The organism is Sphingobium yanoikuyae (genome assembly GCF_013001025.1).
In the GTDB taxonomy this organism is placed as follows: domain Bacteria; phylum Pseudomonadota; class Alphaproteobacteria; order Sphingomonadales; family Sphingomonadaceae; genus Sphingobium; species Sphingobium yanoikuyae_A.
The window spans coordinates 2657988-2683097 of record NZ_CP053021.1 but is presented as its reverse complement, the minus strand read 5'-3'; the positions used below and the strand labels follow the sequence as shown (position 1 = coordinate 2683097).

At 65.8% G+C, this 25110-nt stretch carries 22 protein-coding genes; 14 read left to right on the top strand and 8 right to left on the bottom strand.

Annotation, left to right across the window (positions count from 1 at the left end):
* Positions 1-7: 7 nt before the first annotated feature.
* On the bottom strand, positions 8-445 hold the full coding sequence (gene rpiB, locus HH800_RS13145; protein WP_017501826.1) for a ribose 5-phosphate isomerase B: 438 nt from the start codon (positions 443-445) through the stop codon (positions 8-10).
* A gap of 102 nt (positions 446-547) precedes the next feature.
* Here rpiB and HH800_RS13140 point away from each other — a divergent pair, with 102 nt between their 5' ends.
* On the top strand, positions 548-733 hold the full coding sequence (locus HH800_RS13140; RefSeq protein ID WP_099230362.1) for a hypothetical protein: 186 nt from the start codon (positions 548-550) through the stop codon (positions 731-733).
* A 64-nt stretch (positions 734-797) separates the two neighbouring features.
* Here HH800_RS13140 and HH800_RS13135 read toward each other — a convergent pair whose 3' ends face one another.
* Positions 798-1265 carry an Hsp20 family protein gene (locus tag HH800_RS13135; protein WP_010337347.1) on the bottom strand — a complete coding sequence of 156 codons (468 nt, stop codon included), beginning with the start codon at positions 1263-1265 and terminating at the stop codon, positions 798-800.
* Positions 1266-1882: 617 nt separating this feature from the next.
* Between HH800_RS13135 and HH800_RS13130 the strand changes: the two genes are divergently transcribed.
* Together HH800_RS13130 and HH800_RS13125 are read left to right on the top strand one after the other, a co-directional pair.
* A complete protein-coding gene (locus HH800_RS13130; RefSeq protein ID WP_136187624.1) occupies positions 1883-3133 on the top strand; it encodes a lipoprotein-releasing ABC transporter permease subunit in 1251 nt (416 codons plus the stop codon).
* Positions 3126-3812, top strand: a complete 687-nt coding sequence (locus HH800_RS13125; RefSeq protein WP_169861345.1) for an ABC transporter ATP-binding protein — start codon at positions 3126-3128, stop codon at positions 3810-3812. The genes HH800_RS13130 and HH800_RS13125 overlap by 8 nt, the downstream gene beginning before the upstream one ends.
* Here HH800_RS13125 and HH800_RS13120 read toward each other — a convergent pair.
* Together HH800_RS13120 and HH800_RS13115 are read right to left on the bottom strand one after the other, a co-directional pair.
* Positions 3801-5606 carry a diguanylate cyclase gene (locus HH800_RS13120; RefSeq protein ID WP_169861344.1) on the bottom strand — a complete coding sequence of 602 codons (1806 nt, stop codon included), beginning with the start codon at positions 5604-5606 and terminating at the stop codon, positions 3801-3803. The genes HH800_RS13125 and HH800_RS13120 overlap by 12 nt on opposite strands.
* A gap of 64 nt (positions 5607-5670) precedes the next feature.
* The gene (locus tag HH800_RS13115) at positions 5671-6843 is read right to left on the bottom strand and encodes a Yip1 family protein (protein ID WP_169861343.1); all 1173 of its coding nucleotides are present in this window, start codon (positions 6841-6843) and stop codon (positions 5671-5673) included.
* Between the two features lie 159 nt (positions 6844-7002).
* On the opposite strand from HH800_RS13115, the gene dnaE reads away from it, so the two are divergent.
* From dnaE to HH800_RS13090, 5 genes are all read left to right on the top strand, one after another.
* Complete coding sequence (gene dnaE, locus HH800_RS13110) at positions 7003-10545, top strand: DNA polymerase III subunit alpha (RefSeq protein WP_169861342.1); 3543 nt, start codon at positions 7003-7005, stop codon at positions 10543-10545.
* 33 nt (positions 10546-10578) lie between these two features.
* Complete coding sequence (locus HH800_RS13105) at positions 10579-10989, top strand: ketosteroid isomerase-related protein (protein ID WP_169861341.1); 411 nt, start codon at positions 10579-10581, stop codon at positions 10987-10989.
* A gap of 40 nt (positions 10990-11029) precedes the next feature.
* Positions 11030-12004, top strand: coding sequence for a carbon-nitrogen hydrolase family protein (locus tag HH800_RS13100; RefSeq protein ID WP_169861340.1), 975 nt, complete (start codon positions 11030-11032; stop codon positions 12002-12004).
* Positions 12001-12591, top strand: a complete 591-nt coding sequence (locus HH800_RS13095) for a GNAT family N-acetyltransferase (RefSeq protein ID WP_169861339.1) — start codon at positions 12001-12003, stop codon at positions 12589-12591. The genes HH800_RS13100 and HH800_RS13095 overlap by 4 nt, the downstream gene beginning before the upstream one ends.
* Positions 12592-12669: 78 nt before the next feature.
* Positions 12670-12915: a hypothetical protein gene (locus HH800_RS13090; RefSeq protein WP_010337356.1), complete on the top strand. Its 246-nt coding sequence runs from the start codon at positions 12670-12672 to the stop codon at positions 12913-12915.
* A gap of 1 nt (position 12916) precedes the next feature.
* On the opposite strand, the gene HH800_RS13085 is transcribed toward HH800_RS13090, so the two are convergent.
* The 4 genes from HH800_RS13085 to HH800_RS13070 form a co-directional block, all read right to left on the bottom strand.
* Complete coding sequence (locus HH800_RS13085; RefSeq protein ID WP_168708657.1) at positions 12917-13066, bottom strand: hypothetical protein; 150 nt, start codon at positions 13064-13066, stop codon at positions 12917-12919.
* Positions 13067-13094: 28 nt separating this feature from the next.
* Positions 13095-14417, bottom strand: coding sequence for a chloride channel protein (locus tag HH800_RS13080; protein WP_169861338.1), 1323 nt, complete (start codon positions 14415-14417; stop codon positions 13095-13097).
* A gap of 181 nt (positions 14418-14598) precedes the next feature.
* Positions 14599-16368, bottom strand: coding sequence for a tetratricopeptide repeat protein (locus HH800_RS13075; protein ID WP_169861337.1), 1770 nt, complete (start codon positions 16366-16368; stop codon positions 14599-14601).
* 79 nt (positions 16369-16447) lie between these two features.
* Positions 16448-17464, bottom strand: a complete 1017-nt coding sequence (locus HH800_RS13070; RefSeq protein WP_169861336.1) for an adenosine deaminase — start codon at positions 17462-17464, stop codon at positions 16448-16450.
* 301 nt (positions 17465-17765) lie between these two features.
* Between HH800_RS13070 and paoA the strand changes: the two genes are divergently transcribed.
* From paoA to HH800_RS13040, 6 genes are all read left to right on the top strand, one after another.
* On the top strand, positions 17766-18401 hold the full coding sequence (gene paoA, locus HH800_RS13065; RefSeq protein ID WP_169861335.1) for an aldehyde dehydrogenase iron-sulfur subunit PaoA: 636 nt from the start codon (positions 17766-17768) through the stop codon (positions 18399-18401).
* A complete protein-coding gene (locus HH800_RS13060) occupies positions 18398-19348 on the top strand; it encodes an FAD binding domain-containing protein (RefSeq protein WP_169861334.1) in 951 nt (316 codons plus the stop codon). Before paoA ends, HH800_RS13060 begins: the two co-directional genes overlap by 4 nt.
* A 4-nt stretch (positions 19349-19352) precedes the next feature.
* Positions 19353-21554 carry an aldehyde oxidoreductase molybdenum-binding subunit PaoC gene (gene paoC / locus HH800_RS13055; RefSeq protein ID WP_161730418.1) on the top strand — a complete coding sequence of 734 codons (2202 nt, stop codon included), beginning with the start codon at positions 19353-19355 and terminating at the stop codon, positions 21552-21554.
* A gap of 20 nt (positions 21555-21574) precedes the next feature.
* Entirely contained in the window at positions 21575-22174 is a 600-nt protein-coding gene (locus tag HH800_RS13050) for a cysteine hydrolase family protein (RefSeq protein WP_169861333.1), read from the top strand.
* A gap of 184 nt (positions 22175-22358) precedes the next feature.
* Entirely contained in the window at positions 22359-24041 is a 1683-nt protein-coding gene (locus tag HH800_RS13045) for an ABC transporter ATP-binding protein (protein ID WP_037512656.1), read from the top strand.
* Positions 24038-25108, top strand: coding sequence for an efflux RND transporter periplasmic adaptor subunit (locus HH800_RS13040; RefSeq protein ID WP_037521586.1), 1071 nt, complete (start codon positions 24038-24040; stop codon positions 25106-25108). Before HH800_RS13045 ends, HH800_RS13040 begins: the two co-directional genes overlap by 4 nt.
* Positions 25109-25110: the final 2 nt, after the last annotated feature.

Genomic DNA, 25110 nt, shown 5'->3' with positions numbered 1-25110 from the left:
AGTCCTTTCAGAGCGCGGGCTGGGACAGTTTCTCGACGCGGCCGGCATGGCGGCCACCGCCGAACTCGGTGGTGAGGAAGGCGGTGACGCAGGCCTTGGCCATGTCGACGCCGGTCAGGCGCGCACCCATGGCCAGGACATTGGCGTCATTATGCTCGCGCGACAGCGCAGCCGACAGCGGTTCGCCGACCAGGGCGCAGCGGCAGGCCGGGTTGCGATTGACGGCGATCGAGATGCCGATGCCCGAACCGCAAAGCGCGATGCCGCGTTCCGCTTCGCCCGATGCGACGGCGGTCGCGAGCTTGTAACCAAAATCGGGATAATCGACGCGGTCGGCGGTGGCCGGGCCGAGGTCGGCGACCTCATGGCCCTCGTCGCGCAACCACTGCGCAAGTTCGGCCTTCAGGTCGACGGCGGCATGATCGGAAGCGATGGCGATTTTCATGGGTGCGTTCCCCTGCGGCTTGGGGTGATTCGTTTCTGCGCGCCTCATAGGGGCATGGGCCGCCAATTGCCACAGTCCAGCTAGGCGCCTATGGACTGGCCCATGGCGGGGATGATCCTTTCGATATTGATGCTGGCGGGTATCCTGCTGACCGGTGGGGGAATTTACGCGATCGTGAAGCGCGGCGACCGCAAGCGCGGGGTGCTGATGATCGTCGCGGGGCTGGTGATGTTCGGCAATGTCGCGATCAGTGCGATACCGATGCCGCCACCGCAACAGGTTCGCTGACCAGCGGGCAGCAAGAAGGGCGCAACCTTGCGGTCGCGCCCTGTGCTTGTTTCGGATGGCCGGATCAGGCGGCGTCGCGATCCTTGTTGATGTCGACCAGATGGCCGCCATTCACGGCGATCTTCTTGGGCTTCATCGCTTCGGGCACTTCGCGCACCAGTTCGATCACCAGCAGGCCGTCGGCCAGGTCCGCCTTTTCGACGCGGACGAAATCGGCCAGTTCGAAGCGGCGTTCGAAGCTGCGATTGGCGATGCCGACATGCAGGAACTTGGAACGGTCGGCGTTGGTCTCATCCTTGCGGCCGATCACCTGGAGCAGGTTCTGCTGGGCGGTGATGTCGATTTCCTCGGGACGGAAGCCGGCGACGGCCAGGGTCACGCGATAGCGGTCCTCGGCCAGGCGTTCGATGTTGAAGGGCGGGTAATTGTCGCCCTGCGCCAGACGGGCATTATTCTCGATCAGGTCGAACAGACGATCGAAGCCGACGGTCGAGCGGCGATAGGGGGTAAGGTCGAAACCACGCATGCTCATAATCTCCAACAGAGCAAAATGATCCTGCCGGACCCGGTCTTCGGCGTCCGGCCTATGCTTGCGCCCGGCCCCATGTGGCGGCCGGACGGGATTGATATGGTTGGCTCTTTGCGTTGTTCAAGAGGGGGCAGGGCGAAGCATCGCGCCGCCTGTCCTACAGTGCCCGCAGGCGATAGACTGGCGAGAAGAGGGCACGGAAAATGGTCGGAAGCGTAACAAAATTTCCGTCTTGAATCCGAAAATGCCAAGATGTGCGGGAAATGTGCGAAGTTAAGCGGGAAAAGTGCCCAAGAGTCGCCGAACAAAAAAGTGCCCGGGCCGCTTTCGCGATCCGGGCACTTAATGGACGATTGCTCGTCTCCCCCTTGGCCTGCCTCTACCGACTTCTCAGCCCCCTAAGCTTGAAGTGGGAAGCAGTATCCCTGAACCACGGCCTTTTGCCTGTGCCTCGGGAGCCTTGCTATGACTGGCGCAGCCTGCTGTCACGGGCAAAATCCGGGCTCTGTGATTTTCTGTATCGGCCTGTGTCCCGCGTGCAACAATTCCGCAATCCTTGCCGTTAAGGCTCAGCCTGCTAGACCGGCCGCATCACTACCAGAAGGGCCATTCGCGCCACTATGATTCTATCCCGCTACGAACGCATGATCGCCAAGCGCTATTTGCTGCCGGGCAAGGGGGAAGGCTTCATCTTCCTCGTCGCCGGCATCAGCCTGGCCGCGGTCATGCTCGGAGTCGCCGCGCTCATCATCGTCATGAGCGTCATGAACGGGTTCCGCGCGGAGCTGTTCGACAAGATTGTCGGCCTCAACGGCCATGCCGTGGTGCAGGGCTATGGCGGGCGCCTGCCCGACTGGCGCGATGTGCTGAAGGAAGCGAAGGCGACGCCGGGCGTCACCAGCGCGACACCGCTGATCGAGCAGCCCCTGCTCGGCAGCTATCAGGGGCGGGTGGAAGGCGTGCTGGTGCGCGGCATGACCGTGCCCGACATTCGCAGCAACACGACGCTCAAGGGCAAGATCGTCGCCGGCGATCTCAACGCGCTGACCGCCAATAGCGAGAAGGTCGGCATCGGCGTGCGCCTGGCGGAAAATCTGGGTATCCAGGTCGGCGACCATATCAGCATCATGAACCCGGCGGGCCGGTCGACGCCGTTCGGCACCGTTCCCCGCCAGATTTCCTATCAGGTGGCGGCGATCTTCGAGGTCGGCGTCTATGATTATGACAAGGCCTTCGTGGTCATGCCCATCGAGGATGCGCAGACGCTGCTGCTGCTGGGCGATGTCGTCAGCATGATCGAGGTCGAAACGGTCAATGCCGACAGGGTCGGGTCGATCCTGGAGCCGCTGGCGGCCAAGGTCGCGGGCCGCGCCGTGGTGCAGGACTGGCGCCAGATGAATGCCAGCCTGTTCGAGGCGCTGGCGGTCGAGCGGGTGGCGATGTTCGTCGTGCTGTCGATCATCGTGCTGGTCGCGGTGTTCAACATCCTGTCTTCGCTGATCATGCTGGTGCGCGCCAAGACCCGCGACATCGCGATCCTGCGGACCATGGGGGCGAGCCGGAGCGGGCTGGTGAAGATCTTCATGACGGTGGGTGTGACCATCGGCACGCTGGGCATGGTCGCCGGCATGGTGCTGGGCTTCACCTTCCTCTTCTTCCGCCAGAGCGTGGTGAATGTGATCCAGTTCGTGACCGGGCAGAATCTGTGGGATCCCTCGATCCGCTTCCTGACCGAATTGCCGTCCAAGCCCGATCCGGTTGAGATCGTGATCATCTGTCTGATGGCGCTGGTCTTCAGCTTCCTCGCCACCCTCTATCCGGCCTTCAAGGCTGCCAATACCGATCCTGTCCAGGTGCTGCGCTATGAATGATGTCCTCAAGGTCAGCGGCCTGTCCCGCAGCTTCACCCAGGGCGGCGTCACGATCGACGTGCTGCGCGGCGTCGACCTGACGGTTGGGCCGGGCGAGATCGTCGCGTTGCTCGGGCCTTCGGGCTCGGGCAAGTCGACGCTGCTGCAGGCGGTCGGCCTGCTGGAAGGCGGGTTCGACGGATCGATCCGCATCGCCGGCGAGGAAGCGGCCAAGCTGGACAATGACGGGCGCACCCGCCTGCGCCGCGATGCGCTGGGCTTCGTCTATCAGTTTCACCACCTGTTGCCCGATTTCAACGCGACCGAGAATGTCGTGCTGCCGCAGGTGATCAAGGACGCGACCATGGACGCGGCGCGGGGCCGCGCGGAATCGCTGCTGACGGCGCTGGGGCTGGGCCATCGGCTCGACCATCGGCCGAGCCAGTTGTCGGGCGGCGAGCAGCAGCGCGTCGCGGTCGCCCGCGCGCTGGCCAATCGCCCGGCGCTGGTGCTGGCGGACGAGCCGACCGGCAATCTGGACGAGCGCACTGCCGACGTGGTGCTGGCCGAATTCCTGCGCCTGGTGCGGGGCGAAGGATCGGCAGCTTTGGTCGCCACCCATAATGAGCGGCTGGCGGAAAAGATGGACCGGGTGGTCCGCCTGCACGAAGGGCGGCTGGAAGAGGCGTCAGCCCGGTAACAGCCCCTCGCGTGCGGTGGCGACCATGATCTGGTCGCGGCCCTCGCCCTTGGCGCGCAGCAGCGCGGCGTCGGCGGTGGTGACCAGTCGGACGGCGGCGCCATGGTCGGGCCAGGCGGCCAGGCCAAAGGAGGCGGTGATCGGCCCCAGTTCCTGACCGCGATGCTCGACCCGCAGGTCGCGGATGCGCTGCTGGATCTGGGCGGACCGGGCGAGCGCCTGCTCCAGCGTGAAGCCGGGCATCAGGAGGACAAATTCCTCGCCGCCCAGGCGGAAGGCAAAGCCTTGTTCGCGCAGCGAGTCGCCCAGCACCGCGCCGACCGCGCGCAGCACCGCGTCGCCGGCGTCATGGCCATAGCTGTCGTTGAACCGCTTGAAATGGTCGATGTCGACCATCAGGCAGGCGAGCGGGGCATGGTTGCGTTCCGCCTCGTCCACCAGCGCTTCGAACATGGCGTCGAAATGGCGGCGGTTGGGCAGGCCGGTCAGCGCGTCGGCCATCGCCATTTCACGCAGCGCGTCGCGCAGGCGCAGATTGGCGAGCGCTAGGCCGATATTCTCCGCCAGCATCTCCAGATATTTTTCGGCCCGATCGAGATGTTCGGCGTCCATCTCGCGGGTCTGCTCGAAATAGAGCAGGCCGATGCTTTCCCCCTGTGCCGCCAGCGGGATGCAGATGGTCGGGACGGCGGTTTCGCCTTCCAGATGCTCGCAGGCAATGTCGACCATGCCGCCGCGCGGCTTGTGGACCTGGCCGCGTCGCAGCGCCCAGCAGGCCGAGGCCGGGAAATCGTTGCGCGACTGTTTGGGATCGAGCCAGTCGCAGGCCTGCAGCATCATGTTGCGGCGAATGTCGTGGATATAGAGGCGGCCAGGGAAGTCGGGCGTGATTTCCGGGGTGAAGCGGCGTACCACCTCGACCAGATCGGCGGTGCTGTCGCAGCCCTGCAGGCGCTGGGTCATGCGCGACAGCAGGTCGCGCATGGTGCGATCGACATCGCGCTCCTGCTCCAGACGCTGCCGCTCAAGGCCATTTTCACGGAAAATACGGATCGCCTGCGCCATGTCGCCAATCTCGTCCACCTGCGGGAAGTCGGGCGGGATCGCGGCAAAATCCTGCGCGGCAAGACGGGTGACGACATCGCTCAGCCGCACGACGGGATGCAGGATGCGCTGCTTCAGCACGAAATAGAGGACGCACAGGAACAGCAGGGCGGTGACGCCCAGCATGATTTCCGACATGGTCCGCCACTGGCGCGCGGTATCGGTCGCGCCCTGCACCGCCGTGTCGGTGCGATGGTCCAGCATATATTGGAAGCGGCCGACCTGCGCCGCCACCCGGTCCAGTTCGCGGCCATATTCGTCGCCGAAGAGGATGGTGCGGGCGGTCTTGTCGTCGCCCGCCTGCGCCGCCTTGATCGCGACATCCTGCTCGTCGGACAGGGCGTCGGCCCACTGGATCGCCTGGCGCAGCGCGTTCAGCTCATTTTCGTTGGCGCCGGCATCCTTCAGATGCTGGATGCGATCCTCGACGGAACGCAGCGCTTCCTTCTCGCGGCGATAGACGACCAGATGGCTGGGATCGCCCGAAATCACATAGCCGCGCGCCTGTTCGGTCAGGCGATAGACATCCTCCTCCAGGGTGGAGGTCAACTGGTCGAAACTGGCGCGCTGGGCGACCGCGGCGCGCTCGCGCTGTTCCGCGCCGGACGCGAACAGCATCGTCGTGCCCGACGCCAGAGTGAGCAGGACGGTGGCCCCATAGGCCCAGTTGGTGATCGTGGATAAACGCATGATGGCGCCTAACCTAGGCCCGATAGCTTGGCAATTCGTTACGCGGGCGACCTCATGACATTGCCTATTTTGCGGCGAGCGCGCTCAGTCGGTCGAGATCGAGGGCGTTCACTGCGGCCTTGAGCTCCCCGATATCGGCGACGGTGCCCTCCGCCTCGACCATGAAGCGGTCGGCCAGCGTGGTCGCATATTTGCCGTGGCGGCTGTCCTTGTCCCATTCCTCGGTGACGATGCGGCCGTCGATCGTCTGTGTGCGCTCATAGCCGCTGGCGGTCTGGCGGTTCGACTGGACGTTGAGCGCCGCGCCGATCCCGGCAAAGGCGCCGGCCACCGCGATGTCGTTCACCTCCAGCTCGATCTCGTCGTCGCCGGCACGATAGCGGGCGGAGGCATGGGCACCAGCGGACATGCCGCTGCTCTCAATCTCGGTGCGGGTGAAGCGGCCGATCTTCTCGGGCAGCAGCGCCTGCAGCACATCGGGCGCGATCGCGGCGGAGCGGCCGTTCTTGGTCGCTTCCTCCATCCGCTTGGCGGCCTGTTCCATCTGCTTGGTGGCGGCGTCCATCTTGTCGACGTCGATCTTGCCGATGCCCGGCACCATGATGTCGGCGCTGATATCGTCCGGGTCGGTATGGCCACCCAGCAGGCCGCTGAACGGCATGGCGAGCAGGCTGGCGAGGATGAAGAGCAGCGCGCCCGCGACCATGGTGACGATGGTGTAGGGCAGCGCCTTCTGCTCTGGCACCTTCATCAGGCGCGGCAGGCCGAGATAGAGGAGGTAGAGGCTGTAAAGTCCGAGCAGGCCGAGCATGCCAAGGCCCGGCAGCAGCGAGAAGATGTCGGCCAGCCAGCCAGCGGTCGCCGAATAGGCGGAAATCTTGAACGCCTTCAGCTTGTCACGCTGGCCGCCGAAGCTGGGGGCGAGGAAGTTGATGATGATCGCCAGCACGGCGAGGCCGATCAGCGACAGGACATAATGGGCGATGGCCATGCCGATCGCGCCGATCAGCGGCGGGCGCCAGGTAATGCCGAACAGGCCATGGCCAAAGACCTGTCCGCCGATCAGGGTCGCGAGCGGCGGGATCGCCGCCAGGATCATGGCATAGCCGGTATAGATACTGCCGATGCTGGCCGGTTCGGCCTCGATCACCGGCCATTCGTCCCTGGGGCGCAGGATGATCGCCTTGGCCCGGTCGGCGATGCCGGGCGGGGTGGAAACCGGGTTGCTGTCCGACATGACCGTTCTCCCTGTTCTCTGGCCTATCCTCTGGCCCGTTCTTTGGGCGCGATAGGATCAGCAAGCGCAGCCCTTGGCAAGCGACAAGTGGTGATCTTGTCCACAGCTTTTCGCCGGGCGGGACTGGCGCGCGGGCGCGGGCGTCGTTAGATTGCCGCGATGTCTCATTCCGCCTTCGTACCGCTGCGCATCTTTTCGTCCTTCACCATGCTCGAAGGGGCGATCGACCCCAAGAAGATCGCTAAGCAGGCCAAGGCCCTGGGTTTTCCGGCGGCGGCGATCACCGACCGCAACGGCCTTTATGGTTCGATGGCCTTTTCCGACGGCTGCAAGGGCGAGGGCGTGCAGCCGATCGTCGGCGCCATGCTGGGCGTGGTGCGGCCGGGTCGGCCATCCAACGCGCCGGCGGTGCATGACTGGATCGCCCTCTATGCGCAGGATGCGGGCGGCTATGACAATATCTGCGCGCTGGTGTCGATGGCGCATCTCGACCGGCCGCTGGAGGAAGTGCCGCATGTCACGCTCGACATGCTGGAGGGGCGGACCGATGGCGTGATCGCGCTGACCGCCGGCGGGGAGGGGGCGATCGCCCGCCTGTTCGCCGAGGATCAGCCCGACGCTGCGCTGGCCTATGCCGACCGGTTGCAGGCGCTGTTCCCCGATCGGCTCTATGTCGAGATTTGCCGCCGGCTGGACCCGGTCGAGGGCAAGGCGGAGCCGCAACTGCTCGACCTGGCCTATGACCGCAATCTGCCGCTGGTCGCGACCAACCCGACCTGCTTTGCCGAGCCGGAATTCCACGCGGCGCATGACGTGATGCTGTGCATCGCCGATGGCGCCTATGTCGAGACGCCCGACCGTCGCACCAGCTCGCCCGACGCCTGGATGAAGCCGGCGGCGGAGATGAAGCGGCTGTTCGAGGATCTGCCCGAGGCGCTGGCCAACACGCTGGTCGTGGCCCAGCGCTGCGCGGTGATGGCGCCCAAGCGCAAGCCGATCCTGCCGAGTCTGGCCGGCGATATCGAGGGCGAGGGCATCATGCTGCGCGACCAGTCGATCGCGGGGCTGGAGGCCCGGCTGGAGAAGGCCGGGATCATCGCGGACGAGGCGCGCCAACCCTATTTCGAACGGTTGAAGTTCGAAATGGACATCATCATCCAGATGGGGTTCCCCGGCTACTTCCTGATCGTGGCCGACTTCATCAAATGGGCCAAGGATCATGATATTCCGGTGGGGCCGGGCCGTGGTTCGGGCGCCGGGTCGCTGGTCGCCTGGGCGCTGACCATCACCGATCTCGATCCGTTGCAACTGGGCCTGCTGTTCGAGCGCTTCCTGAACCCGGAACGCGTCTCCATGCCCGACTTCGATATCGACTTCTGCGAAACGCGGCGCGGCGAGGTGATCCGCTACGTGCAGCAGAAATATGGCAGCGATCATGTCGCCCAGATCATCACCTTCGGTAAGCTCAAGGCCCGCGCCGTGCTGAAGGATACCGGCCGCGTGATGCAGATGAGCTATGGCCAGGTCGATCGCCTCGCCAAGCTGGTGCCCAACCATCCGACCGATCCCTGGACGCTGGAGCGATCGCTGAACGGCGTTGCCGAGTTCAAGGCGGAATATGACAATGACAATCAGGTCAAGCGCCTGATCGACTATGCGATGAAGCTGGAGGGCTTTCCGCGCCACAGCTCCACCCACGCGGCCGGCGTGGTGATCGGCGACCGGCCGCTGAGCCAGTTGGTTCCGCTCTATCGCGATCCGCGATCCGACATGCCGGTGACCCAGTTCGACATGAAGTTCGTCGAGGGTGCGGGCCTGGTGAAGTTCGACTTTCTCGGCCTCAAGACGCTGTCTGTGCTGCAGAAGGCAGTGCAACTGCTCAAGGGGCGCGGCGTCACGGTCGATCTCGACACGCTCGCCTGGGACGATGCCAAGGTCTATGAACTGCTCCAGCGCGGCGACACGGTCGGCGTGTTCCAGCTGGAATCCGAAGGCATGCGCAAGACGCTGGCCGCCGTGCGCCCGACCAATTTCGGCGACATCATCGCGCTGGTGTCGCTCTATCGTCCCGGCCCGATGGACAATATCCCGATGTTCGGGCGCCGCAAGAACGGCCAGGAAGAGATTGAATATCCGCACATCCTGCTGAAGCCGATCCTCGAAGAAACCTATGGCATCTTCGTCTATCAGGAGCAGGTGATGCAGGCCGCGCAGATCCTGGCCGGCTACTCGCTTGGCGACGCCGACCTTCTGCGCCGCGCCATGGGCAAGAAGGTGAAGGCGGAGATGGACGCGCAGCGATCGCGCTTCGTCGAGGGCTGTGCCAAGAGCGACATCAAGCCGGCCAAGGCGAACGAGCTGTTCGACTTGATCGACAAGTTCGCCGGCTATGGCTTCAACAAGTCGCACGCCGCCGCCTACGCGCTGCTCGCCTATCAGACCGCCTGGCTGAAGGCCCATTATCCGGCGGAATTCTATGCCGGGTCGATGGCCTTCGATATCCATCTGACCGAAAAGCTGACCGTCTTCGTCGACGACATGCGGCGCATGGGCATGACCTGCCTGCCGCCAGACCTCAACCAGAGCGAGGCCGACTTCACCGTCGAGGCGGTGCCGTTCGAGGGGGATGACCCGCGCCTGGGCTTTGCCGTGCGCTATGCGCTGGGCGGCCTCAAGGGCGTGGGCGAGAAGGCGATGGAGCAGCTGGTTGCCGAGCGCGAAGCCAATGGTCCGTTCAAGCATCTGGATGATCTGGCCGACCGGATCGAGCCGCGCCTGCTCAACCGGCGCCAGCTCGAAAGCCTGGCCGCGGCCGGTGCGTTCGACACCATCCATGCCGATCGGGCCGGGGTGCATGCGGCGGCCGAAACCCTGTTGAGCGTCGCGGCAAGCGCGGCGCAGGCGCGCGAGAGCGGGCAGGGCGGCCTGTTCGGCGATGTCGAGACGGCCCATGCCGACGTCCGCATCCCGCCGCATCAGGCCTGGACCGTGTCGGACCGGATGGCGCAGGAAAAGGAGGCGTTCGGCTTCTATTTCTCGGCCCATCCGGTCGACCGCTTCCGCCATCTGGCCGATGCGCGCGGCGCGAAAAGCTATGGCGAAATCTGTTCCCAGCCAATGGGCATGCCCAATGCCGAAGGACGGGTGATGGGCATCATGGCGGCGATGGTCGAGGATGTTCGCTGGCGCGAGACGCGGCGGGGTGCGCGCTATGCCAACGCCACCTTCTCCGACCAGAGCGGCCAGTTCCAGGCGAGCTGTTTCGACGAGGATGCCTGCAAGCAGATCGAGGAACTGGCGCGCGAGGGCGATTGCGCGCTGCTGCATGTCGAGCTGGATCGCCTGCCGGGCGAGGAAACGCCGCGCGTCACCGTGCGCCGGATGGAGCCGTTCCGCGAGATCGCCAACGTGTCGCGCATGGAGCTGGTGCTGGACATCGAGATGGTCGAGGCCGTCGCCAAGCTGGCCGCGATCCTGTCCGGCAGCCGGGGCGGGCGGTGCGAGGTGTTCGTGCGGGCGCCGATCGGCGATGGCAAGGCGGCCCGCGTCTTCCTGGGCGACGACTTCACGCTGGGCGCCGATCAGGTCGACGCGATCAGCGGCATTGCCGGGCTGACCGTCCATAATCTGGCGCGGATGGAGGCGAAGTCGGACGGCTATCGCACCCGCCATCGCCGATCGGCCATGCGGCTGGTCGGCTGACCCCGCCCGTTTTCCCAGTCCGAGGAGAAATCTGTGTCCGAAGCGACCCTGGCCCTGGTCCATGCCTATTATGACGCCTTCAACCGGCAGGATGCCGAGGGGATGCTGGCGCTGCTGGCCGACGATGTGCGGCATGAGCCGAGCCAGGGCGCGGCCCGTATCGGCAAGGCAGCCTTCGCCGATTTCCTGGCCCATATGAACATTTGCTATGCCGAGACGGTGATCGATCCGATCGTGCTCGCGAACGCGGAAGGGACGCGGGCGGCGGCCGAGTTCATGCTGGATGGCCGCTATCTGATGACCGACGAAGGCCTGCCGCCGGCCGTCGGCCAGACCTATCATCTGCGCGTCGGCGCCTTCTTTGATATCGGCGAGGGCCAGATAACGCGCATTTCCAACCATTATAATCTGGCCGACTGGATCGCGCAGGTCGATCGGGTCTAAGCCTGCACCCGCCCCATTGCCGTTCCATCCCGAGGTATCCTTGACCCACATTCGCGTTGCCGCCGCCCAATATCCGATCGAGCAGATGCAGAGCTTTGCCGCCTGGCAGGAAAAGCTGACCCGCTGGGTGGAGGAGGCCGCCGTGCTGGGCGCGACGCTGGCGATCTTCCCCGAATATGCGGCGATGGAGCTGGCCGGGATCGATCCGGAGCGAGCGGCGGACCTGACCGCCTCGCTCGACCTGGTTATGCAGTTTGGCGAAGCCCATGACCGCCTCCATGCCGAGCTTGCGGCGCGGCTCGACATCATGATCCTGGCGGGTAGCCGGCCGGTGCGGGAAAGCGACGGGCGGATCGTCAATCGCGCGCGGCTGTTCTGTCCCGACGGCACCACCGGCCATCAGGACAAGATCATGATGACCCGGTTCGAGCGCGAGCGCTGGGGCATCAGCGGCGGCGACAGCATCAACCTCATCCACACGCCGATCGGGCCGGTCGGCATATCGATCTGCTATGATGTCGAATTTCCGATGATCGCGCGGGCGCAGGCGGAGGCCGGCGCCAAGCTGATCCTGACGCCATCGGCCACCGACACGATGCAGGGCTATTGGCGGGTGCGGATCGGCGCGCAGGCGCGGGCGATGGAAAATCAATGCTTCGTCGTCCAGTCGCCCAGCGTCGGCATGGCGCCCTGGCTGCCCTGCATGGACGAGAATTTCGGCGCCGCCGGCGCCTTTGGTCCGCCCGATGGCGCGATGCCCGACGATGGCGTGATCGCGTTGGGGCAGGCGAACGGCCCGGCCTGGGTGGTGGCGGACATCGACCTTGCCATGGTCGACGCGCTGCGCGCCGACGGCACGGTGCTGCCCTTCCGCCACTGGCCCGAACAGCATGTGCCCTTCCACATCATCCAGAATGGCGCGGGATCGGACGTGATCGCGCAGATGGCCAGCGATGCCGCGCGCGACGATGCGCCGGCCGCGCCGCAAATCGAAGATCAGGAGATTGCAGAATGACCGAGCCGTCGATCATCGTCGACCGCGTGACCAGCGATGCGCAGGGACTTGAGGCGCTGGCGACGCTGCGCATCCGCATCTTCCGTGAGTGGCCCTATCTCTATGAGGGCGATGCCGCGCATGAGGAGGCGTATCTGCGCGAATTTCTGGCGAGCGACAAGGCGACTTTGGTGCGGGCGCGGATCGGCGAGGAGCCGGTCGGCATCGCCACCGCCTCGCCGCTGGCCGGCCAGCCCGACAGCCTGGTCGCGCCGCTGGCGGCGGCGGGCGTCGATGTCGCGCGCAGCTTCTATTTCGGCGAGTCCGTGCTGCTGCCGGCCTATCATGGTCGCGGCATCGGCCATCTCTTCTTCGACGCGCGGGAGGCGGCGGCGCGGGAGGCTGGCGCCGAATATGCGATCTTCTGTGGCGTGGTGCGCGGCGAGGACGATCCGCGCCGCCCGGCCGGCGCCCGCGACCTTGCCCCCTTCTGGCGCAAGCGCGGCTATGCGCCGATCAAGGGCGCGCTGTGCGACATGAGCTGGAAGGAAATTGGCGGCAGCGAAAAGGTCAGCCACCCGATGCAATTCTGGATGCGGGCGCTGTAAGGGGCGGGGCGATTCCGGGGGCATGGCGGCGAAAGCTTTCCCTTGATTTCGCGCGCGGTGGGTGGTGATGGGATATGCATGATTATCTCGACCATCCCCTGGGACCAGCCCGCCACCATGATCGACCTGGATGGCAAGGCACCGCTGATCGCGACGGTGCGCGATTGCGTCATCCATTATGGCCTGTTCAAGCCCTTCGCCAAGGAACAGGCGCGGGTGCTGCTGACCCAGCCGGTGCATCGCGAGGGGCAGAAGACCCGGACTTGGCTGCTCAATCCCGATGAAATCCAGCAACTGGCGGACAAGCTGCGCGCCGAGGGCTGAGTTAGCGGCGGCGGCCGGCCTGGAGCAGGGCGTAGAAGGTCACCGCCGAAAAGCCGATCGCGCCGGTGAGGCCGATGGCGGCGCCGATCCAGGCGCCGTCCATGCCGGCGAGCAGCTGGCCGGCGAGAAAGCCGATAATCGGCAATATCATCAGGAGTAGGCAGCCGAGCGCCGCCATGTCAGCGGTTCGCTTCGGCGGCCTTGGCCCGCTCCAGGAAGTTGCGGGACAGGCCGTGATAGAGGCGCTCGCGACAGAATATCTGCGCCGATGCGTCGGCGACCAGTGCGGCGCCCAGCAGCGGCAACATGAAGCCGCGGCTGCCGGTGGTTTCCGAAATGATGATGACGGCGGTCAATGGCGCGCGCACCACGCCGGTGAAATAGGCGACCATGCCCAGCAGCACGACGGCGCTCGCCGGTTCGCCGGGGAAAATCCAGCGCAGCAGATTGCCGAAGCCGGCGCCGGTGGCGAGCGAGGGGGCGAAGATGCCGCCGGGAATGCCCGAGACGCTGGTGGCGAGGGTGCTGAGGAATTTGGCAGGGGCGAACCAGAGCGGCTGGTCGCCGCCCGCGATCATGGTGCGGGCCGGGGCATAGCTGGTGCCCCAAGTGAGGCCGGTGGCCACGCCGATCGCCGCCACCAGCAGGCCGCAGCCGCCGGCGAACAGCACTGGATGGGCCCGCATCCAGTCGGTCATGCGATTGCGCGCGGTGGCGGCATCGAGCGCCAGCCGCGCGAACAGGCCGCCGGACATGCCGCCCAGCAACCCGGCCAGCAGCGCGATCGGCACTGCCGACTGCAGCGGCAGATGGGCGGCGACCGCGCCGAAATAGACATAGTCGCCAGCGACGCCGAGGCTGACCATGCCCGAGATGATGACCGCCGTGATGACCAGCAAGGTCATGCGCTGCTCATAGGCGGAAGCCAGTTCCTCGATCGCGAAGGCAATACCGGCGAGCGGCGTGTTGAAGGCGGCGGCAACGCCGGCCGCGCCGCCCGCGACCATGACGGACGCGCGCAGGGGCACGTTCAGCAGGGCGTGAACGCGGGCAAGAATGGCGGCGGAAATCTGGACGGTGGGGCCTTCGCGGCCGACCGATGCGCCGACCAGCAGGCCGGATATGGTCAGCACGACCTTCAGCAGGGCCATGCGCAGGTCAACCAGGCAGCGGCCGACCTTTTCCGGCAATTGGGTGGCGGCGATCACCTGCGGAATGCCTGATCCGCCGGCAAAGGGCGCGACGCTGCGGGTGATCCAGGCGAGGGCGGCAAAGCCGAGCGGGGTCAGCAGCAGCGGCAGCCAGCGATTGGCGGTGGCGAGGCGATGGAAAGCCTCGGTCGCTTCGTCCGCGGCCCAGGCGAAGGCGAGCGCGGCGAGGCCCACCAGCACGGCGCCGCCGATCAGGGCGAGGCGACGGCGAAACAGCAAGGATGTCGGCCCGCTATGGCGCAGCAGCGCGCGGGCGCGGCGGCGGCTCCAGCGCTGGCCGGGGCGGCTCATGATGGACGTTGCGCGCCGGGGCGCGATTGACGCAGGACGCGGAAAGGGGGCGGCGCGGATGCCATGGCGCGAAATATCGATCCCGGTGGGCTGGACGCGCCCTCCCTACCAGCAAAATGGGCGATGGCCAGTATTTTCCGGGCTATTTGTCCATTTTCCCGATCAACAAGCGGATCGCCCCTCAGAGCCGGTTCATCCGCAGCCAGTCGGGATCGCCGGACCAGGCGCTGGTCAGGGCCTTGCGGGCGGCGGCGGCCTCTGCCTTGTGCCCCTGGGCTGCCTCCGCGCGGGCAAGGCCGTAGAGCGCCCAGCCATTATTGGGGGCCTGGATCAGTGCCTGGCGGAAAGCGGCGCTGGCATCGTCGTGGCGGCCGGCGAGGAAGAGGGCGGCGCCGAGCGACTGATGCACCGGATAATACCAGTAGGCCGGTTCCTGATAGGGTATCCTGCGCTCCAGCGCGATCGCGGCGCGATAATGGTCGGCGGCCTGCGCATAGCGGCGCTGGGCGGTGGCGAGACGGCCGCGCGCGACCGCGGTGGCGAGCGCGATCAGGTCCGGGGCTGGGACGCCCTGCGCAATCATCGGGGCCAGTGCATCGGAGCGGGCGAGCGCGCTCATTGCCGCGACCTCCGCATCGAAGCCGCGCTGGTCGCGCTGCTGGGCACGGGCGACGGCGCGGGCATAATGGCGCATGGCGATGGCATAGGGCAGGCGCGGATCGGGCGCGGGCAGGGCGAGGATGTCGGCAGGCGCGGCGAACTGCGCCATGGCCAGATAGGGGGCGGCGTCGATCGCCTGGATCCAGGCGATGGCGGCGGAGGTTGCGGGATCGAGAATGACGCGCAGGCGGCGCGCCTCCCGCATCGCGCCATCCATGTCGCCTGCCATTTGCGCGGAGGCGACGATGAAATGGACATTGTGCGGATAATAGCCGTAGCGCACCAGGCTGTGGTCGTCGGTGGCGCGAATGAAGACTTCGTCGGCGCGGGCGGCGGCGATGTTGACGCGGATCGAGTCACGATAGCGGCCGACGACCTGATAGATGTGGCTCGGCATATGGACGAGATGGGCGGCGCTGGGCACGCCATCGGCGGAGAGGCGGTCGGCGGCAGCTTCGGCGCGTTTTGCATCGCTCGCTTCGAGCAGGTGGATCATCAGATGCGCCGCCTGGACATGGGCGGGATTGCGCGCCTGCACCGTTTCGACCAGGCGGATGGCGGCGCCGGCGCGCCCGATCGGGGTCTTGCGGTCGGCCTCCCAATAATTCCACGGGCTGGTGTCCATCGCCGCTTCGGCCGCCAGCAGGGCGACATCGTCATCGGCCGGGAAGCGCGCCGCGAGCGCCAGCATCGCATCGGCATAGGCGCCGTCGAGCGCCGCGCGATCGGCATCGGGATCAGGGGCATAGCGCAGCGCCGCGGCCGCGATCAGGCCGCGCTCCATCGGTGAGGCCCGATCGCGCAGCGTCATCGCCCGGTCCATCGCGGCAAGAGCCGCGCCCCGGTCGCCGGCATCCATCGGTGCGTTGATATTGGGGCCGAGCGCCACCGCCTCGCCCCACCAGCAGAGCGCGCAGGCCGGATCGAGCCGCTGTGCCGCACGGAAGGAGCGGACCGCGCCGGCATGGTTGAAGCCGTACATGAGCAGCAGACCCTGGCTGAAATAGCGGCGCGCCTGCGGATTGGTGCTGGTCAGTGGAAAGCGTGAATGGGTGAGATCATCGAACAGCGGGATCGGCGGGGCTTGAGCGATCGGCTGGGCGGCGGCCGCCGCGATCAGCAATTCGCGGGCGAGGGCGGAGCCGACCCCTGGGCCGCTGCACAGGCTGCGGGCGAGGCGGACAGGATCGAGCGCGGCAAGCGTCGCGGGCGAGAAGGCAGGTTCGATCGATACGGAGGCGAGCGACAGGCCGATGCCCAGCGCGGTCGCCGCCCTTATCCAGTCAGCCATGCGTCCGGCCCTTCCCCAAAAGCCCGCCATCCTGTGAGACAGGCTATATCATCGGGGGAGGGGCCGGTAAATCAGGGCGTCAATGCGCCTGTTCGAGATAGGCGTCGATGGTCGCCAGATGGGCGTCCTTGGCCTGCTGCGGCAGGAAGGAGCCGATGATGCTGTTGCGCGCCAGCAGGGCAATTTGTTCGCGGGTCAGGTCGCGTGCGGCGGTGACGGCGCGATAATTGTCGTTGAGATAGCCGCCGAAATAGGCCGGATCGTCGGAATTGACCGTCGCGCGCAGGCCCATGTCCAGCATCCGGTCGAGCGGATGGCTGGCGATGTCGTCGATCACGCATAATTTGAGGTTGGAGAGCGGGCAGACGGTCAGCACCATCTGCTCGTCCACCAGTCGCTCGACCAGGGCATCCTCCTCCAGCGCGCGATTGCCATGGTCGATCCGGTCGACCTTGAGCAGGTCGAGCGCTTCCCAGACATAGGCGGGCGGGCCTTCCTCGCCGGCGTGGGCGCACAGCTTGAGGCCGGCATCGGCTGCAGCGGCGAAGACGCGGGCGAATTTCTCGGGCGGGTGGCCGACTTCCGACGAGTCCAGCCCCACGGCCTTGATCTGCGACAGCCAGGGGGTCGCGGCGTGCAGTGTGTCAAAGGCCTCTTCCTCGCTCAGATGGCGCAGGAAGCTCAGGATCAGGTCGCTGGTGATGCCATGGCGTTCTTCCGCGTCCCGCATGGCTGACAGCAGCCCCTCGATCACATGGGCGAAGGGCACGCCGCGCGATGTGTGCGCCTGCGGATCGAACATGATTTCGGCATGGACGATATTGTCCTGCGCTGCGCGATCGAAATAGGCGGCCGCGAGATCGTGGAAATCCTGCGGCGTGCGCAGCACATTGGTGCCGGCATAATAGATGTCGAGGAAATCCTGGAGATTGCCGAAATCATAGGCCTGGCGGATCTCGTCGATCGAGCCGTAAGGCAGCGTCACGTCGTTACGCCGGGCCAGCGCGAACATCAGTTCGGGCTCCAGCGTCCCTTCGATATGGAGGTGCAACTCTGCCTTGGGCAGTCCGGCGATAAATTGGTCGATGTCGGTCATGGGGCCTCTATACAGGATCGACCACCATGGCACAGCTACGGGCCGCGTGGAACGGTCGTTGCAGCGCCATGCTGGTTTGCGTGGAAGGTCGCGTGTGGAAGGCCCCGCGGTATTTATTTGGCGATCAGCGTCGGCCGCCACAGCATTCATGATTCCCGATCATGACATCATGCCGATCATCGCATGAACCTGAACGGCCTCTCCTGTGTTATCCTCCATCTGGGTAGATGGCAGGCCGGAAGATGGCCGCCAGTTTTTTCTTCGATAGAGCGCGCAACCAGCGTCTGCAGGGGAGATTTTCATGGCCGATTTTCCGGATATGGGCGTGTCGCGACGTGGCATATTGGCGGGCGGTGCCGCCTCCGCGACGGTTGCCGTCATTCCAGCACCAGTGCAGGCACAGCCGTCTCCCGCTGCGCCGCCGCCGATGATGGCGGTCGATTTCATCGTGAATGGCGAGCGGCAGCAGTTGAAGCTCGACACCCGCACGACATTGCTCGACGCGCTGCGCGAACATCTCAAGCTGACCGGCACCAAGAAGGGCTGCGATCATGGCCAGTGCGGCGCCTGCACCGTGATGGTCAACGGCACCCGCATCAACAGCTGCCTCAGCCTGGCGCTGCAGCATCAGGGCGACGAGATCACCACGATCGAAGGGCTGGGCATGCCCGACAACCTGCATCCGATGCAGGCCGCTTTCATCGCCCATGACGGCTATCAGTGCGGCTATTGCACGCCGGGGCAGATCTGCTCTGCCGTTGCCGTGCTCAAGGAAATCGAGCAGGGCGTGCCGAGCCATGTCCAGGCGGACATCACCCGCGCCCCGGACTATTCCAATATCGAGATGCGCGAGCGGATGAGCGGCAATCTCTGCCGTTGCGGCGCCTATTCCAACATTGCCGAGGCCATGGCGCAGGTCGCGGGAGCAAAGGCATGAAGAGCTTTACCTATGAACGGGCGAAGACGCCCGAGCAGGCCGCCGCCGCCGTGGCCGGCCGGCCTGGCGCCAAATATCTGGCTGGCGGCACCAATTTGCTCGACCTGATGAAGCTGGAGATCGAGACGCCGACCCATCTGGTCGATGTCCAGGATCTGAAGCTTGACCAGATCGAGAAGACGGCGGAGGGCGGGCTGCGGATCGGCGCGCTCGTCACCAACACGGCGCTGGCGTCGGACATGGCGGTCCGCCGCGACTATGGCGTCCTTGCCCGTGCGATCGTCGCCGGCGCCAGCGGCCAGTTGCGCAACAAGGCGACGACGGCGGGGAACCTGCTGCAGCGAACCCGCTGCCCCTATTTCTACGACACCAACATGCCCTGCAACAAGCGTCGGCCCGGCACCGGCTGCGCGGCGATCGGCGGCTTTTCCCGGCAGCTGGCCGTCATCGGCTCGTCGGACCAGTGCATCGCCACCTATCCCGGCGACATGGGCGTGGCGCTGCGCCTGCTCGATGCGAAGGTCGAGACGGTGAAGGCCGATGGCGCAAAGCGCGCAATCGATTTTGCGGATTTCCATCGCCTGCCCGGCAATGAGCCGCAGCGCGACAATGTGCTGGAGGCTGGCGAACTGATCACCGCCGTCACCCTGCCAAAGCCGATCGGCGGCACCCAGCTCTATTACAAGGTGCGCGACCGGGCCTCCTATGCCTTCGCGCTGGTTTCGGTCGCCACCGTCATCCAGAAGGACGGTAGCGGACGCGTGGCATTTGGCGGCGTCGCCCATCGGCCCTGGCGGGTGGAAGCGGCCGAAAGCGCCTTTCCAGGCGGCGCGCGCGCGGTGACGGAGAAGGTCTTTGCCGATGCCCGTCCGACCGAGGACAACAGGTTCAAGCTGAAACTGGCCGAGCGGACGCTGGCGTCGCTCATGGCCCAGGCGAGGAGTTGATCCCATGAAATTCGATGCCCCCGCCAAGGCCAATCTGTTCGATCAGGCCAAGATCGTCGGCAAGTCGACGCCCCGGATCGACGGCCCGCTCAAGACCACCGGCCAGGCGCCCTATGCCGCCGAACGCCATGATGTCATCGCCAACCAGGCCTATGGCTTCGTCGTCGGATCGGCCATCGCCAAGGGGCGGATCGCCGCGATGGACACCAGCCTGGCCCGCGCCGCGCCGGGCGTGATCGCGATCGTGACCGCCCCCGATACCAAGCCGGTCGGCAAGGGCATGATGAATTATGCCCCGCTGTTCGGCGGCAGCGACATCCATCATTATCATCAGGCGATCGCCTGTGTGGTGGCCGAAAGCTTCGAACAGGCGCGCGCCGCCGCGGCGCTCATCCGCACCGATTATGTGCGGGACAAGGGCGTGTTCGATTTTCCTGCCGTCGCCCCCGCCGCGCCGCTGGCCAAGGGGCAGGGGGGCAAGCCTGACACGAGCAGTCAGGGCGATTTCGCCACCGCCTTCGCCGCAGCGCCGGTGAAGCTCGACGCGCGCTACAGCACCGCGAACGAAAGTCATTCGATGATGGAACCGTTCGCCACCATCGCTGCCTGGGACGGCGACAGGCTGACGCTCTGGACGTCCAACCAGATGATCGCCTGGGCCAAGCAGAGCATGAGCAAGATCCTGGGCATCGACCCTGCCAATGTGCGGGTGGATTCGCCCTATATTGGCGGCGGTTTTGGCGGAAAGCTGTTCGTGCGGGCGGATGCCGTGCTGGCGGCGCTGGGTGCCAAGGCGGCCGGACGGCCGGTCAAGATTGCCGTGCAGCGCCCGCTGATGGCCAATAACGCGACCCATCGCCAGGCGACGATCCAGCGCATCCGTATCGGCGCGGAGCGCGACGGACGGATCACGGCGATCGGGCATGAAAACTGGTCGAGCAACATCAACGGCACCGATGGCGAGGATGGCACGGCGCAGACGCCCAAAGTCTATGCCGGCGCCAATCGCATGACCGCCAATCATGTCGCCATGCTCGACCTGCCGGAAGGCAATGCGATGCGCGCGCCCGGCGAGGCGCCGGGGCATCTGGCACTGGAAGTGGCGATCGACGAACTGGCCGAAAAGCTTGGCATGGACCCGATCGAACTGCGCATCCGCAATGAGCCCGAAGGGACGGTGCCTGCCAACGCGACCCAGCGCATTTCCGACCGCAACCTCGTCCGCTGCCTGCGCGAAGGGGCGGAGCGGTTCGGCTGGGCGCAGCGCAGCGCCAGGCCAGGGCAGCGCCGCGAGGGCGCCTGGCTGATCGGCATGGGCGTCGCGGCGGGCTATCGCGGCGGGCCGACGGCGACATCCGGCGCGCGCGCACGGCTCGGCACGGATGGCCGTATCACCATCGAAACCGACATGACCGACATCGGTACCGGCAGCTACACGATCATCGCCCAGACCGCGGCGGAAACCATGGGCGTGCCGCTCGACCGGGTCCAGGTGGTGCTGGGTGATTCCGATTTTCCCGCCTCATCGGGGTCGGGCGGCCAATGGGGCGCGGCCAGTTCGACCGCCGGCGTTTATGCCGCCTGCGTGGCGCTGCGCCGGGCGATCGGCCAGAAACTGGGGTTCGACGCCGATAGCGCAACCTTCGCCGACGGCCGGATCGATGCGGGCGGTCGCCGCATGGCGCTGACCGATGCCGGCGCCCTGACGGCGGAGGATGAAATCAGCTTCGGCGATTTCAAGAAGGGCTATGATGTCGGCACCTATGCCGGCCATTTCGCCGAAGTCGCGGTCAACGCCTATACCGGCGAAACCCGGATCCGCCGGATGCTGGCGGTGTGCGATGCCGGCCGCATCCTCAATCCGCTGTCGGCGCGCAGCCAGGTGATCGGCGCCATGGTCATGTCGGCCGGCTCCGCCCTGATGGAGGAACTGGCGGTCGACACCCGCTTCGGCTTCTTCGTCAATCACGACCTTGCCGGCTATGAAGTGCCGGTCCATGCCGACATCCCGCATCAGGAATGCATCTTCCTCGACACGCTCGATCCGGTGGTCTCGCCGTTGAAGGCGAAGGGGGTGGGCGAACTGGGCATATGCGGCCCCGGATCGGCGATCGCCAACGCCATCTACAATGCCACCGGCATCCGCGTGCGCGACTATCCGCTGACGCTCGACAAATATCTCGACCAGATGCCCGACATCGCCTGACCCTTAACCGGAGCAACAGCATGAAGCCGGACAAGACCGCTATCGTCCTGATCGAATATCAGAATGATTTCGTCAGCGAGGGCGGTGCCCAGCATGAGGCGGTGCGGGATGTGATGCGCGCCACCAGCATGCTGGCGAACAGCGTCGCGCTGCTGGATGGTGCGCGCCAGGCGGGGCTCACCATCCTTCATGTGCCGATCAGCTTTGCGGAGGGCTATCCCGAACTGTCGACCCGGCCCTATGGCATCCTTGCCGGCGTGATCGCCGCCAGGGCCTTTCGCCGTGGCAGCTGGGGCGCGCAGATTGCCGATGCGATGGCGCCAACCGATGGCGAGATCGTGGTGGAGGGCAAGCGTGGCCTGGACTGCTTCGCCAGCACCAATATCGACTTCATCCTGCGCCAGCATGGCATCACGCACCTGGTCATTGCCGGCTTTCTCACCAATTGCTGCGTCGAATCCACCATGCGCTCCGCCTATGAACGGGGCTATCATGTCGCGACGCTGATCGACTGCTGCGCCACCATCGGCGAGGAGGAACAGCGCGTCGCCATCACCAAGGATTTCCCGATGTTCTCGCTGCCAATGACCGGGCGGGATTTCCTCGCGCAATTTGGCTGAAGGACCGATCTGTCCCCTCCAGAGCGGGGGACTTCTGGCCGGGAGGGCAGCATTTGCCCTGATGCCTGCACCATTCTGCAAACGCTTCATAAGTTTATGTTGCTGTGCAGCATAAGCCATTGTGGGCCTTAATCGCCGCGGTTAGGGGCGCTTTCGATGAGGCTGGCAGGGAACAGGTGTCGAGTTGGCGAGTGAGCGTTTCGGCTTGCGGCAGGCGGCCGCGTGGCTGTCGGAGGTGGTGGGGCCTGACCGCAGCTATGTGAATGTCGGGATCGTCTATACGGTGGCGATCAGCCTGTTGTCGCTGGCCACCCCCATCTCCGTGCAACTGCTGATCAACTCGGTGGCGCGCACCGCGCTGGTCGCGCCCTTGTGGATCCTGTCCGGCGTGCTGCTGGCGCTGCTGCTGGTCGTGGCGGGGCTGAGCGCGCTGCGCGTCTATCTGCTGGCGATCTTCGAACGCCGCATCTTTGCACGGGTGGTCGCGGAAATCACCGTGCGCGCGGTCCATGCGCAGAACCCTTTCTTCGTCGATGAAAGCCGGGGTAGCCTGTTCAACCGCTATTTCGACATGGTGATCGTCCAGAAATCGGTGCCCAGCCTGGTAATCGGCGCCTTCACCATCGTGCTGCAGGGGGCGGTGGGACTGGTGGTGACCAGTTTCTACCATCCCTTCTTCCTGGCCTTCAACCTGGTGCTGGTGACGGTGTGCCTGATGATTTGGCTGGCCTGGCGGCATGGTGCGATCACCGGCGCGGTAGGTGTCAGCCATGCCAAGCATAATGCCGCGCATTGGCTGGAAAGCGTCGGCGGTTCCAACGGCTTCTACAAGTCGGCCCGGCACCTGAATTTCGCGATGGACCGGTCCGAAACGGTCATTGCCGACTATATCGCCGCGCATCGCCGCTATTTCCGCTACAGCTTCGCGCAGACGCTGGGTTATTTCCTGGTCTATGCCTTTGCCGCGGCCGCCTTGCTCGCGCTCGGCGGCAATCTGATCCTCGCCGGCCAGCTTTCGATCGGCCAGCTGGTCGCGGCGGAACTGATCCTGTCCGGCGTCTTCTACGGCATCTACCAGCTCGGTTCCTATCTCGACACCTTCTATGATCTGGTCGCGAGCAGCGAGGAACTGTCGCAGATCCTGGCCATCCCGCAGGAGCGGCTGGGCCAGCGCGGGGAAGCGCCGCGCGACGGATCGGTGCGCTTCCGCGATGTCGAGATCGACAAGGCCCAGATTAATTTCGAGATTGCGAGCGGCGAACAGGCGGTGATCCTGGCCGAACCGGGCATGGAGAGCGCCCTGGCGCTGCTGCTCAAGCGCCATGCCGCGCCCGACAGCGGGATCGTCCTGATCGGCGGTAGCGAACTGGGCAGTTTCGACATGTATCTGCTGCGATCGGCGGTGATGGTGCTCAATCGCCCGACCATCATCGATGTCACCCTGCGCGAATATCTCTCGTTCGCCGAAGGCCGCGACATGGATGGGGCGCGGATCATGAACGCGCTGGAACGGGTTGGCCTGGGCGCGCGGCTCGCCAGGCTGCCGCACGGGCTCGATACCCAACTCGCCAGTTCCGGCTCGCCGCTGTCGATCGTCGAAGTGATGCAGCTCAAGCTTGCCAATGCCCTGCTCAGCCGTCCGCGCGTGCTGCTGTTGTCGCAACTTTACGACATGATGCCGATTGCCAGCCTCAAGGCGACGTTGGCCGAGTTGCGGGCAGCGGGCACGACCGTGCTGCTCAGCAGCGGGCGCCCCGAAGCGCTCGACCTCGACGCCTGGTATTGGGTCGGCGCGCGCGCGCAGCAACGGTTCACCGACAAGGATGAATTTGCCCGCTTCGTCGCAGCGCGGGAGGCGCAGGCATGACACTGGATCGCGCCCAGGCCGAACATTTCCCGTCGCTCGCCCAGTTGCGGCCGCCCCGACTGGTGACGACCGTCGCCTGGCTCATCCTGCTGGGCGTCCTGCTCGTGCTGGCGATCCTGTTCGTGCCCTGGCAGCAGACGGCGCAGGGCGGTGGCCAGGTCACGACGCTGAGCGCGCAGGACCGCGCCCGCGACGTATCCTCGCTGGTGAGCGGCCGCGTCGCCGAGTTCTACGTCAGGGACGGCGATCATGTCCGGGCCGGCGATCCGATCGTCCGGGTGGTCGATGTCGATCCGGATTTTCTTGCCCGGCTGGCGGGCGAAAAGGCGCAGGTCGAGGCGCAGATCGCGGCGGTCCAGCAGGCGCGGGCAACCGCGATGATCGACGTCAATCGCACCAGCCAGCTCTATGCCGAAGGGCTGGCCGCCCGGCGCGATTATGAGCAGACCCAGATCAAGGTCGCCGACGTGGACGCGAAGCTGGCCGAAGCGCGGGCGAAGCTCAAGCAGATCGAGATCAAGCTCGCGCAAAGTTCGGCGCAGATCGTCTCGGCGCCGCGTGAAGGTCGGGTGCAGGATCTGAATGCCGCAGCGGGCGGCGCGCTGATCTCGTCCGGCACGGTGCTGGCGACGATCGCGCCCGAGAATATCACCCGCGCGGTCGAGCTCTATGTCGACGGGCGCGACGTGCCCCTGGTCGAGCCGGGGCGCTCCGTGCGGCTCGAATTTGAGGGCTTCCCGGCCTTCCAGTTCAGCGGCTGGCCGGCTTTTGCTGTTGGTATCTATGACGGCCAGGTGCGGTCGGTCGATCCCACGCCGCGCACCGACGGGTTGTTCCGCATCTTGGTGGAACAGGCGCCGGGCAAGACCGCCTGGCCGGAGCGACGCTTCGTCCGTCAGGGCAGCAAGGTGCTGGGCTGGGTCCAGGGCGACACGGTGCCGGTCTGGTATGAATTGTGGCGCCAGCTCAACGATTTCCCGCTCAACTTTGGCCAGGATCAGGTGGCCGGCAAGGGCGAGGCGAAAGCGCCCAAGGACGACAAGAGTTCGATCGAGAAGAAGAAGTGACG

Excerpts from the sequence above, each read along its gene's own strand:
- rpiB (WP_017501826.1), bottom strand. The coding sequence starts at position 445 with ATGAAAATCGCCATCGCTTCCGATCATGCCGCCGTCGACCTGAAGGCC.
- HH800_RS13140 (WP_099230362.1), top strand. The coding sequence starts at position 548 with ATGGCGGGGATGATCCTTTCGATATTGATGCTGGCGGGTATCCTGCTG.
- HH800_RS13135 (WP_010337347.1), bottom strand. The coding sequence starts at position 1,265 with ATGAGCATGCGTGGTTTCGACCTTACCCCCTATCGCCGCTCGACCGTC.
- HH800_RS13130 (WP_136187624.1), top strand. The coding sequence starts at position 1,883 with ATGATTCTATCCCGCTACGAACGCATGATCGCCAAGCGCTATTTGCTG.
- HH800_RS13125 (WP_169861345.1), top strand. The coding sequence starts at position 3,126 with ATGAATGATGTCCTCAAGGTCAGCGGCCTGTCCCGCAGCTTCACCCAG.
- HH800_RS13120 (WP_169861344.1), bottom strand. The coding sequence starts at position 5,606 with ATGCGTTTATCCACGATCACCAACTGGGCCTATGGGGCCACCGTCCTG.
- HH800_RS13115 (WP_169861343.1), bottom strand. The coding sequence starts at position 6,843 with ATGTCGGACAGCAACCCGGTTTCCACCCCGCCCGGCATCGCCGACCGG.
- dnaE (WP_169861342.1), top strand. The coding sequence starts at position 7,003 with ATGTCTCATTCCGCCTTCGTACCGCTGCGCATCTTTTCGTCCTTCACC.
- HH800_RS13095 (WP_169861339.1), top strand. The coding sequence starts at position 12,001 with ATGACCGAGCCGTCGATCATCGTCGACCGCGTGACCAGCGATGCGCAG.
- HH800_RS13090 (WP_010337356.1), top strand. The coding sequence starts at position 12,670 with ATGATTATCTCGACCATCCCCTGGGACCAGCCCGCCACCATGATCGAC.
- HH800_RS13085 (WP_168708657.1), bottom strand. The coding sequence starts at position 13,066 with ATGATATTGCCGATTATCGGCTTTCTCGCCGGCCAGCTGCTCGCCGGC.
- HH800_RS13080 (WP_169861338.1), bottom strand. The coding sequence starts at position 14,417 with ATGAGCCGCCCCGGCCAGCGCTGGAGCCGCCGCCGCGCCCGCGCGCTG.
- HH800_RS13075 (WP_169861337.1), bottom strand. The coding sequence starts at position 16,368 with ATGGCTGACTGGATAAGGGCGGCGACCGCGCTGGGCATCGGCCTGTCG.
- HH800_RS13070 (WP_169861336.1), bottom strand. The coding sequence starts at position 17,464 with ATGACCGACATCGACCAATTTATCGCCGGACTGCCCAAGGCAGAGTTG.
- paoA (WP_169861335.1), top strand. The coding sequence starts at position 17,766 with ATGGCCGATTTTCCGGATATGGGCGTGTCGCGACGTGGCATATTGGCG.
- HH800_RS13060 (WP_169861334.1), top strand. The coding sequence starts at position 18,398 with ATGAAGAGCTTTACCTATGAACGGGCGAAGACGCCCGAGCAGGCCGCC.
- paoC (WP_161730418.1), top strand. The coding sequence starts at position 19,353 with ATGAAATTCGATGCCCCCGCCAAGGCCAATCTGTTCGATCAGGCCAAG.
- HH800_RS13050 (WP_169861333.1), top strand. The coding sequence starts at position 21,575 with ATGAAGCCGGACAAGACCGCTATCGTCCTGATCGAATATCAGAATGAT.
- HH800_RS13040 (WP_037521586.1), top strand. The coding sequence starts at position 24,038 with ATGACACTGGATCGCGCCCAGGCCGAACATTTCCCGTCGCTCGCCCAG.